Origin of the sequence: Methanospirillum hungatei, from assembly GCF_020216685.1 — an archaeon.
In the GTDB taxonomy this organism is placed as follows: domain Archaea; phylum Halobacteriota; class Methanomicrobia; order Methanomicrobiales; family Methanospirillaceae; genus Methanospirillum; species Methanospirillum hungatei_B.
Window position 1 is genome coordinate 1 of the sequence record NZ_JAIWNS010000064.1, and the last position, 10000, is coordinate 10000.

General features: G+C 49.6%; 9 protein-coding genes and 1 pseudogene. 8 read left to right on the forward strand and 2 right to left on the reverse strand.

From position 1 onward, the window contains the following. Positions 1-280, forward strand: a pseudogene (locus tag LDL35_RS03595) (hypothetical protein); the annotation flags it as partial. Positions 281-357: 77 nt separating this feature from the next. Beyond that, complete coding sequence (locus LDL35_RS03600) at positions 358-924, forward strand: hypothetical protein (RefSeq protein WP_304019571.1); 567 nt, start codon at positions 358-360, stop codon at positions 922-924. Here LDL35_RS03600 and LDL35_RS03605 read toward each other — a convergent pair. Both LDL35_RS03605 and fdhF read right to left on the reverse strand, forming a co-directional pair. Further along, complete coding sequence (locus LDL35_RS03605) at positions 909-2186, reverse strand: Coenzyme F420 hydrogenase/dehydrogenase, beta subunit C-terminal domain (protein ID WP_304019572.1); 1278 nt, start codon at positions 2184-2186, stop codon at positions 909-911. The two genes, LDL35_RS03600 and LDL35_RS03605, sit on opposite strands and share 16 nt — an antisense overlap. After that, positions 2183-4246 (reverse strand): formate dehydrogenase subunit alpha, encoded by a 2064-nt coding sequence (fdhF, locus tag LDL35_RS03610; RefSeq protein WP_304019574.1) that lies wholly within the window; start codon positions 4244-4246, stop codon positions 2183-2185. The genes LDL35_RS03605 and fdhF overlap by 4 nt, the downstream gene beginning before the upstream one ends. Positions 4247-4890: 644 nt before the next feature. Here fdhF and LDL35_RS03615 point away from each other — a divergent pair. From LDL35_RS03615 to LDL35_RS03640, 6 genes are all read left to right on the forward strand, one after another. Continuing rightward, a complete protein-coding gene (locus LDL35_RS03615) occupies positions 4891-5148 on the forward strand; it encodes a 4Fe-4S binding protein (RefSeq protein ID WP_048067959.1) in 258 nt (85 codons plus the stop codon). A gap of 62 nt (positions 5149-5210) precedes the next feature. Further along, complete coding sequence (locus LDL35_RS03620) at positions 5211-6377, forward strand: 4Fe-4S binding protein (protein WP_011448819.1); 1167 nt, start codon at positions 5211-5213, stop codon at positions 6375-6377. 12 nt (positions 6378-6389) lie between these two features. Continuing rightward, a complete protein-coding gene (gene hdrC, locus LDL35_RS03625) occupies positions 6390-6965 on the forward strand; it encodes a CoB--CoM heterodisulfide reductase subunit C (protein ID WP_304019576.1) in 576 nt (191 codons plus the stop codon). 2 nt (positions 6966-6967) lie between these two features. Continuing rightward, on the forward strand, positions 6968-7858 hold the full coding sequence (gene hdrB, locus LDL35_RS03630; protein ID WP_304019578.1) for a CoB--CoM heterodisulfide reductase subunit B: 891 nt from the start codon (positions 6968-6970) through the stop codon (positions 7856-7858). Between the two features lie 14 nt (positions 7859-7872). Continuing rightward, positions 7873-9888 (forward strand): CoB--CoM heterodisulfide reductase iron-sulfur subunit A family protein, encoded by a 2016-nt coding sequence (locus LDL35_RS03635; RefSeq protein ID WP_304019580.1) that lies wholly within the window; start codon positions 7873-7875, stop codon positions 9886-9888. Beyond that, on the forward strand, positions 9888-10000 hold a 113-nt coding region (locus LDL35_RS03640; RefSeq protein WP_304019582.1), incomplete at its 3' end, for a hydrogenase iron-sulfur subunit. The genes LDL35_RS03635 and LDL35_RS03640, both read left to right, overlap by 1 nt.

Sequence of the window (10000 nt, forward strand, 5' to 3'; positions counted from 1 at the left end):
GGTACGAAAAGAAAATGAACCCCCGACCCGGGATCCCGAATCCTTTTCACGGTATGTCTGTGATCTCTGTCACAGCTCCGGCTCTCTGTCAGGACTTCGTCAGTGTGTTATCTGTGGCAGATGGGGATGCAGTTCCTGTTGGCAGGATGAGTATTACCTCTGTAAATCATGTGGCGGGATCATGAACCTGCTCCTCCTTGAACTGCCGGTCCGCGATACCCCGGATGAACCAGATATCAAAACCGAAAAGCGGGATGAACTGACCGAAGACACCCCCTGATCTTTTCTTGCATAGAACTGGATAGTTCAATAGTTCCCTGACCAGATGATATAGGAGATACCTCCGGAAGGCCTGTCGTGAAAAGTATAAAGATACCATCCCTTATCTCATCGGTCGTCCAGAATGCATTATTCGGACTGGAAGGGATGGAGTTTACCCTCCTTGACCGGTGTCCTCACTGCGGAGGGGAGGTCAGGTACCACGACAACCGGAAGAAACGGTTTGCAACCATACTCATTGATGATGAGAAGCAGATAATCAATGTCATCGTCACCAGGTATTATTGTAAATCATGCGGACGGCTCTGTTATGCACTGGCCCCGTTTTATCCGAATACCAAGTTTGGATCCCCGGTCATCGATCTCTGCATGACGGTGGCACGGATCCATCCTTATAACCATAGTGCACGAATCCTTCAGGAGATGGGGGTTGTCGTTGACCGGGGGACCATCCGGAATTTCTTCTCCCGTGATATCCCGGCGGTCAGTTATGCAAAAATATACGGCCTGCCAATACCGCTCTCCATATTTCACCTGTCAGATCTCTCTTCCAGACGCAGGCAGTCTCGACAGGTCACCGAGGAGGATGTCCTCAGGGCCTGCGGATTCCCATCCACAAAAGATCTCTTTCACAAGACGCCCTGATTATCCCCCGATTCATCAGCCGCAGGAACCTTCTGACTGAACAGACGAATCATCTCCTGGTAATTATTCCCATAGTAATGTTCCCATTCTTCATGCTGATTCACCTTTGCAAGGATTGGTTTTCCTTCAGGCCTGCCAGGATGATATCCGAACATCTGCTCAAGTTCTGCCTGCAGGGCATGCATCATCAGTGAGACCGGAATATCCATGGCACACCGGTCCTGACACTGTCCACAATTCACACAGGAGTCGGCGATATGGGAGAACCGGATCAGATGAAACATCAACGGAGGCGGGACTTCACCAGGCCTGACCAGCCAGGGTTTTTTTGTCTGACAATCCTGACAGAAACAGAACGGACAGGCCTTCGAACACTGGTAACATTTAATGCACCGGTTTGTCTCTTCCATGATCCAGGTCAGCCGCCCGATACCGGTCCCGACTTTTGCAAACATCGCTTTGCGGTTCTTCTCTGATATCGTCAGCATCGCTGCTTCAACACGGGATCGTGCCTCAATACCCTTCAGGTCAGCAGGGACTATGGTCACAAATCCGTCTTTTCTTGCCTGATCCAGAAATGCCAGCCCTTTTTTACTGCACACCTCAATAAAGGTTGCCTGATCAGAGTATTCACCTAACAGCCCCCAGGTTCCACAGACAACGTCACATTGGCGGGGAATCGGTGTATCACATCTCCTGCATGAATCACGTCTGCCAAACCCGTGCTCCTCAATTATCTCCAAAGGAAATTCATGGACCACGTCACCAGACCTGATAACTACCCGGCCATTCCTGACACAAAAAGAATCAACATGGTCCGGATTCAGATCACAGACCTCCCTGATAAATGCCCTGGTTTTAATGGGGGAAAATGTCCCGCTGCAATTGAGTCCGATAAGATAGAGATCATCCCGGTCAAGTCTATTCCGCTTGACCAGTTCCACGATGACCTTTGCATCACACCCCTTGACAACCGCAGCAATCTTCATCCCAGGGGTTGCCTGCACGGCACTGACAACCCAGTCTGCGGTCAGAATACTCCCACAGAACAAAGATCCGGAACATGCAGGGATTTTTTCCGGATCAGTTATGATGACGGGCCGTGGATCATAGATATCCTCTCCCATCTGCAGTGCACAGACCGCATCAACGGTGCCTGACGAAAGCAGGGACATAAGCAGGCCGGTCACCACCCCTCCGGATGCTGCGTGTTCCCTGATTGAATCAAACGGAGACCGGCCGTACCACATCTGACCATTCATACCTCTTCACCCCCGACCGGTTCAAGGGAGACACAGATTGGTTTATATTCAGAAAATCCTGGGCCTGATTCAGAAAGACCCATCAGCCGGTTCAACGCTGCATCAAACAGCGACGGCATGAAGATCATCCCCTCCTTAATATCTGATACAACCCGTGCCCTGCAGGATAACTCACCTTTCCTGGACCGGACCAGTATCATATCCCCGTCTGATATCCGGACTTTTTCTGCATCTGACGGATGAACTTCTATATACACCTCATTCAGCTCATCGGTAAGATTCTTACTCCTCCTGGTCATCGTCCCGGTATGCCAGTGCCAGATAACCCGGCCTGATGTCAGCCTGAACGGGTACCGGGAGTCAGGGAGCTCAGCAGGTGCCTTCCATTCAACCGGACAGAACACACCCTTTCCGTCCGGATGATAAAACCGGTCAGAATAGAGAATAGCCGTGCCAGGGTCATCAGGAGATACACAGGGCCAGCAGATCCCGTCTGGAAGGCTCACCCGTTCAAAGGTCATCCCCTGGTACGGTTCACATACCGTCGTAATCTCCCTGAAGATGTCAGATGGATGCTGATAGGGAAACTGCTTTTCATACCCCATCAGGCAGGCAATCTCCGTAATTATCTGCCAATCAGGTTTTGCAAGCACCGGAGCTTCAACTGCCTTTCGCAGCCGCTGAACTCTCCGTTCGGTATTGGTAACCGTCCCGTCCTTTTCTGCATAACATGCGGCGGGAAGGACAACATGGGCATATTCACAGGTTTTGGTAAAGAAGATATCAGATACTACCAGGAATTTCAGGTTTTTTATCGCATGTTCAACGATGTGCTGGTCCGGCTCAGTCACCAGCGGGTTTTCCCCGACCAGGATCATCGCTTTTATCCGGTTGGAACTCTCACCAGCCTTCTGAAACATCCGGTTCATGTCAAGACCGGGCCGTGCCGGGGCGATATTCTCCGGAAATTTCCAGGCTCTCGCTATCTTCTGATGGAAGTTACCGTCGGTAACCGGCTTATATCCAGGGAAGAAGTCAGGCAGACACCCCATATCACAGGCTCCCTGCACATTATTCTGCCCACGGAGTGCATTGACACCGGTCCCGGGCCGGCCGATATTTCCGGTCAGCATCATCAGGTTTGCAATCGCCCTGACATTATGAACGCCCCCGGACAGATGCGAAAGACCCATTGCATACAGAACCGTACACCGGTCCGCAGTTCCAATCCATTCTGCTGCCCTGATGAGATCCGTCTTTGACACACCGGTCAGAATGCTTACTTCCTGGGGAGTATACCGGTTTTGCAGGACAAGTTTTTTCAGCGATTCATACTCACGGGTCCGGGATCTGATGAAATCCTTGTCTTCTAAACCATTTCGAATAATCTCTCCCATGATGCAGTTGAGAACTGCAACATCACTCCCGCTGTAGAACTGAAGAAACAGGTCTGCCTGGATCGCCGTCGGGGTATACCGGGGATCTGCATATATAAACCTCCCCCCGGCAGCCTGTGCACGGACAATCTGCCTCCCGATAAGCGGATGCTGCTCAAAGGTGTTGGAACCAAGACAGAAGATACAGTCAGATCTCCCGATATCAGGGATGGAATTTGTCATCACCCCTCTCCCAAATGAAAGGGTAAGACCGGTCATGGTCGCTTCATGACAGAACCTGGCACAATGATCCAGATTATTTGTCTTTAAAACACCTCTGGCAAACTTCATCAGGACATAATTATCCTCATTCGAGCACCGGGCTGATGCCAGCACCCCGATCTCATCTGCAGAATAGGTGGTAAGTTTTTGGGCGATCAGATGATAAACGGTCTCCCAGTCTGTCTCCACAAACACATCGCCTTTCCGGATGAGGGGTTTTTTGAGCCGATCCGGGCTGTGGATAAACTGGTGGCAGTACGTACCCTTCGGACAGAGTTTTCCTTCATTCACCGGAGAACGGATATTCGGGGTTGTCCCGGTAATTTTCCCATCCTGAACAATAAGATGTACAGAGCACCCGGTACCGCAGTACGGACATATGGTCGGGACCTGGTTTATCATAACAGACAGGGTATCCTCTGTTACCGATAGAGATAAATCCTTGCCTAATTGAGAGATTTTTGATTATTTATGGTGGATGATATCATATGAATGACCCCTGTTGCGCAAATAAAGTCCATAGATGCGGCCTGAGGGGTACAGCATCAAAAAAATACCAAAAGAAAGGAAAATACTCCTTTCAAAATATGTGCATCAATCGTAATTTCAATTATTACGGATAATACGGGCACGCAGAATTTATTGTCAGATAAATGCCACAAAACAAAACCCCTATGACAGATATTTCCGAAAACCGGGTAGATTTTGCAGGTTAAACAGATGGAAATGCCGTGCAGAGGATTCTGATTCTGATGACGATTCCATCGGAGAATGAATTTGAGCTTATTCATACATTTACGAATTATTTTTGGTTTTTCTTCTCTGACCGAAGACGAACGGATCCAGATTTATCATGATTTATCATGAAATATAGGGGTCCGGAAGATAAGCTCATAGTTTTTACATTTTATAAAGAGTCAAAGAAAAAACGACACTTTTTCCCCTTTTTTCTCCAAAAAATCTCGTATCTATTTCAGAACATTTATCTATATTTTCTAACAACCTTTGTTCAGTCGATTTTAATCGATCAGGCTGGTGCGACAAATATGGCATTTGCAGTTCATGTAAACATGGAACGCTGTACCGGCTGCAACAATTGTGTGGTAGCATGTCCAGTGAATGCACTGGAACTCAACACGGTTAACCCTTCCAGCACAGATAAAATCTACAAAGTCATCAATGGTGATGCTGTCATCCTTGATGTCAAACATGAACTTTGTGCAGGATGTGGTATCTGTGTGGATGCATGTCCATATGATGTGATTCAGCTCTCCGGTCAACCACCCCAGGCAGTGGAAGCCTGAATGGGCCGGAGAAAAATGCAAGCGTTTCAGGAACAGAATTCGTGAACAACCGAGGTATCTTAATGTCTACACTGTTTCCTAAGTATTCCAAGACCACTGACGGGTCGAAGGTGATAATGGAGCAGAGACTTCTCCAGCAGGTAAACAACCTCATCCTTGACAATGATATTTGTACCGGATGTGGCATCTGCTCAGAGGTCTGTCCCGAAGAAGCAATTTCCGTTGGGGCAGTCGGAGGAGTCCGGAGAGGACTTGTTGATGATGCTGCAAGCATTCATGTCGACGAGACAAAATGCTCATACTGTGGTGTCTGTGTCATCATGTGTCCGTTCTCAGCTCTTGCTCTGAAAGTTGATGGAGAAGAACGTCTGCCAATCCTTGAAAAAGAAGGATTCCCGACTTATGACAAAGGAACGGCAATTGATCAGGACAAGTGCGTCAGATGTAACATCTGTGACGATGTTTGTCCCCGTGATGCAATTGACCGTGATGTTCCGCTCTTTGAAGGAGAGGACAAAGAAGGGCTTGCAAAAGGACAGGCTGTCGAACTCAAGATTGAGTTCAAAGTTGACGATGAAAAGTGTACCAAGTGTGGTATCTGTGGTAACCTGTGCGAAGCAATAAATGTGCTTCACAAGCCCTTCAGCCCTGAAATCGGAAAGGTTGAGGGTGAGGTTATCTGGGATGAGGCATATTGTGACGGATGTAATGTCTGTGCAGAAGCATGTCCCTCCGAGGCAATCAAGGTCACCCGCACGGTAGTCGGACAGAAGAAACTTGGAAACGTCAATATCATCGACGAGGACTGTTGTACCTGCCGCTGGTGTGCAATCAACTGTCCGACCGAGGCTATAACCGTAAACAAGATCTTTGAAGGAGAGATCACCTTCCATGCTGAAAAGTGTCCGGGAGGATGTTCCACCTGTGTTGATGTATGCCCGGCAAATGCCATTTATCTCCCGACACCGAAGCCTGCAAAGGACATGAAGGGCCAGATTGAAGCAAAAATTGCAGTCAACAAGGACTTCTGTATCCTGTGTGGTGCCTGTGTCAATGCTTGTCCGGGTGAGGATATCATCTACCTCCGCCGTGACAGCGTGAAGATCAAGGGCAAAGAGACAGACCTATTCAAGAAGATCAAGGAAAAACTCTTTACTCCGAGAACATCCAAGGTCAAAGAGCAGCCATCCCTGGCAGGGTCTGTTGAATTAAAGGCGGTAAGCCAGTAATAGAGGTGTCTTATGGCTGCAAAATCATACAACATTCCAGAACTGGACAAGAAACTTGCGGACCGCCGGTACCATCTGAGCGATACCAACCCTGAGTTTACCCAGAAGATTCTCAAGACCAGCAGGACTATTGCAAATATGTGCTACCAGTGTGGTACCTGCACCGGTTCCTGCCCCTCAGCACCCCGGTCCTCATACCGGATCCGGCTCTTCATGAGACGCTGTGTCCTGGGGCTTGAGAATGAAGCCCTGACTGACCCGGATCTCTGGCTCTGTACTACCTGTTACTCCTGTACAGACCGCTGCCCCCGTGACATCGCTCCGACCGATGTTATCATGGCAATGAGAAACCTTGCATTCAAGCGGGATATTGTTCCAAAGAACTTCCTGCAGACGGTCCAGCTTATCTATACCAGCGGACATGGTGTACCAAACAATGACGTGAACCGTGCTGCCAGAACCAAGCTTGGTCTTCCTGCAGATCCGCCGACAACGCACTCATATCCTGAATTCATTAAGGGTATTCAGAAGATTATGGATCATTACGAGCTGAAAGAGAATGCAGACAGAATTCTGAAGGGTGACTAAACGTGCACGAATACGCATTTTTCCTTGGGTGTATTGCACCAAACCGGTACCCCGGCTGTGAGGCGTCTGCTATCAAGACCAGTGAAAAGGTCGGTATCAAGCTCCTCCCGCTGAAGGGTGCCAGCTGTTGTCCTGCTCCCGGTGCATTCGGGTCCATTGACCTGAACGTCTGGTACGCAATGGCAGCACGAAACCTTGTCCTTGCAGAGGAGATGAAGAAGGATATCGCACTCATCTGTAATGGCTGTTACAAGTCAATCTGGGAAGTCAACCATATCCTCAAGCACAACGACGAACTCCGTGACAACGTCAACGAAGTCCTTGCTGAGATTGACATGCAGTTTAAGGGTACCATTGATGTCTGGCATCTTGCAGAACTCTATTATGATGACAAGATCTGCGGTGTCCAGAAGATCAAGGACAGTGTCACAACTCCGCTCTCCGGAGCAAAAGTTGCAGCACACTATGGCTGCCACCTCATGAAGCCAAAGAAAGAGCGGCACTTTGGAGACACTGAAAACCCGATGTGGTTTGAAGAGCTGATTGGTGCTCTTGGAGCAGAGCCAATCCAGTACCGCAACAAGATGCAGTGCTGTGGTGCCGGTGGCGGTGTCCGTGGATATGATATCGTCCATGCCCTTGACATCACCAATGAAAAACTCATCAACATTCAGGAAGCAGGTGCTGACGCAATCACAGAACTGTGTCCATTCTGTCAGCTTCAGTTTGACCGTGGTCAGATCGAGATCAAAGAGAAGTTCGGCGATGTATACAACATTCCGGTTCTGCACTACAACGAACTCCTCGGTCTTGCCCAGGGTATGAGCCCGCAGGACCTTGCACTTGACCTGCATGCAATCGACTGTACACCATTCCTGCAGAAGGTGCTTTAAGGGAGGACAAAGACATGGCAGAAAATACTGAACCAAGAATCGGTGTCTTTGTGTGCCACTGTGGTACCAACATCGCAGGATCACTGTCCATCGATGATGTCGTCAACTATGCAAAGACACTCCCCTATGTAGCTGTTGCTGACCAGTATCAGTACATGTGCTCAACTCCGGGTCAGAAGAAGATTGATGATGCAATCAAGGAACACAACCTGACCGGTGTCGTTGTTGCAGCATGTTCACCCCGTCTTCACGAACCAACCTTCCGTACCGCTACCAAAGAAGGAGGATTAAACCCGTTCCGGTTTGAGATGGCAAACATCCGTGAGCAGAACTCATGGGTTCACATGCACGGGATGTGGGACGAAGCAACCCAGAAGGCAAAAGACCAGGTCAGGATGGCTGTTGCAAAGGCAGCAAAACTTGAGGATCTCGTTCCAAAGAGTGTCCCTGTCGAGAAGACCGCAATGGTCGTCGGTGGTGGAGTTGCCGGTATGCAGGCTGCCCTTGACCTTGCCAGTGCAGGAATCAAGACCTACCTGATTGAGCGGACCCCGACCATCGGTGGCCGGATGTCCCAGCTTGACAAGACCTTCCCGACCCTTGACTGTTCCCAGTGTATTCTCACACCAAAGATGGTGGATGTCGGCCGACACCCGAATATCGAGATGATGACCTATACCGAGGTTGAGAAGGTAGAAGGGTATATCGGGAACTTTGATGTCACCCTCCGCAAGAAGGCCCGTGGTGTTCTGACTCCAAAAGAGGCAACCGCTAAGGGAATCGTTGGTGGTGGCTGTAACGGGTGTGGAGACTGTTCTGCAGTCTGTCCGGTCATCAAGCCAAACCCGTTCGAGATGGGAATGGCTCCACGAAAGGCCATCTACATCTACCATGCCCAGGTCATGCCTCTTATCTACACCGTCGACTTTGACTCCTGTGTCAAGTGTGGTCTGTGTGTTGAGGCCTGTGGTGAGAAGAAGGCAATCGATCTTGAGATGCAGGACGAATTCATCACCGTCAAGGTTGGAACTGCGGTCCTTGCAACCGGATATGAACTCTTCCCGGTTGAGAACAAGAGAGAATGGGGATACAAGCAGTTTGACAACGTCATCAATGCTCTCGAGTTTGAGCGTCTGATCTGTGCATCCGGTCCGACCGGCGGCCACCTTGTCCGTCCAAGTGATGGCAAGACCCCGATGAAGGTCGGATTTGTGCTGTGTGCAGGTTCCAGAGACAATACCGGAATCGGAAAGCCATACTGTTCCAGGTTCTGTTGTATGTACTCACTCAAGCATGCTCACCAGATCATGGAGAAGATTCCGGGTGCCGTTGCATATCTCTTCTACATGGATATCCGGTCCTTTGGTAAGATGTACGAGGAGTTCTATTACCGTATCCAGCACGAAGGTGCCAAGTTCATCCGTGGACGTGTCGCCAATGTGCTTGAAGACAAGGAAACAAAGAACCTCCACGTCTATACTGAAGATACCCTGCTCGGTCGTCCGGTCGATGTTGAAGTCGATCTCCTTGTCCTTGCAGCAGCTGTCCAACCAAACGAAGGTGCAAACGATCTCCGCAAGAAGTTCGGTGTATCTGCATCACAGGACGGCTGGATGCTTGAAGCACACCCGAAGTTAAACCCCTGTGGTACAACGACTGCAGGAGTATTCCTCGCCGGTGTCTGTCAGGGTCCAAAAGATATTCCTGACACCGTAGCACAGGCAGAAGGTGCAGCATCCGCAGCATCTATCCCGATTCATATGGGCGAAGTCGAACTTGAGCCATACTTTGCCATGTGTATTGATGAGCTGTGTGCCGGTTGTGGTATGTGTGTCAATCTCTGTCCCTACTCAGCCCTCTCACTTGGTGAGAAGAACGGCAGAACCGTTATGGTTGTTACCGAAGCCAAGTGTAAAGGCTGTGGTACCTGTGGAGGATTCTGTCCAGGCGGGGCAATTAAGATGCAGCACTTTACCACACCACAGATCGCAGCACAGATTGATGCATTCTTTGCAGGAGGAGAACAGTAATGGCAGACGATTGGAAACCACAGATTCTCGCTATCATCTGCAACTGGTGTTCATATGCAGGTGCTGACCTTGCCGGTGGTGCACGTATCCAGTATCCACCAACGGTCCGGGC